Source organism: uncultured Microbulbifer sp., from assembly GCF_947489355.1.
Classification (GTDB): domain Bacteria; phylum Pseudomonadota; class Gammaproteobacteria; order Pseudomonadales; family Cellvibrionaceae; genus Microbulbifer.
This window is the reverse complement of record NZ_CANLDD010000166.1, coordinates 1-641: the sequence shown is the minus strand read 5'-3', so window position 1 is coordinate 641 and position 641 is coordinate 1. Positions and strand designations below refer to the sequence as shown.

Annotated in this window: 1 protein-coding gene; it reads left to right on the top strand. The window is 44.1% G+C overall.

Going from position 1 to position 641, the window contains the following annotated elements; all coding sequences use genetic code 11:
• Nucleotides 1-585, top strand: a 585-nt coding sequence (locus tag Q1A48_RS21300) for a hypothetical protein (protein ID WP_299948874.1), incomplete at its 5' end; no start/stop codon positions are given.
• Between the last annotated feature and the right edge of the window lie 56 nt (nucleotides 586-641).

Here is a 641-nt window from a genome sequence, read left to right as displayed (position 1 = left end):
TTTAGTTATTTTAAAGACAATCCATTAAAGCCTCACCAAGTTACTAGCCTGCAACAAGCGTTGTTGGAAGGAAGGGTGGGACAATTTGCTCACCCTCAAGATGATGCCTATTATGTGTGGAACCTTTGGGGGGATACCTGGCTCCCAGAGTCAATTATAAAAATTGAAATTCCTACAGAAGAGCCGATAGTCCCGCTTGACGCAAGCTTTGCCTATAGCTGTGCTATGCGGAACCTTACGAGCTGGTTAAAAGATACGGACAATAACAATATCGGAAGCTATTTAGAATATCTACCGCGCTTTATGGATGCTATGCCGCCATTATTAGACGCCCGGTTATTTGATTTCAAGCATTATAAGATCAGGCAGACACTATCCCCTGAGTTGCCAGTGCGTATTGGGCCGGCTAAATCCCGTATGAAACAATTAATCCGTAATGCCCATGGTCTGATAGATCCGGCCGATAAAAAACGTGATTATAAAGTGGCAGTGGCTAAAAATTTTTTTGACGTATTTGATGCCCATAGGGACAAGCTGGGTGAAGATTTCCCACGCTTTGTGGCCGAAGCCTTGGAAGAAGAGTAGGGGACTGGATAATGGAAGCTGATGGAACTCTCTTACTACTGAACCCGAAAGTGGTT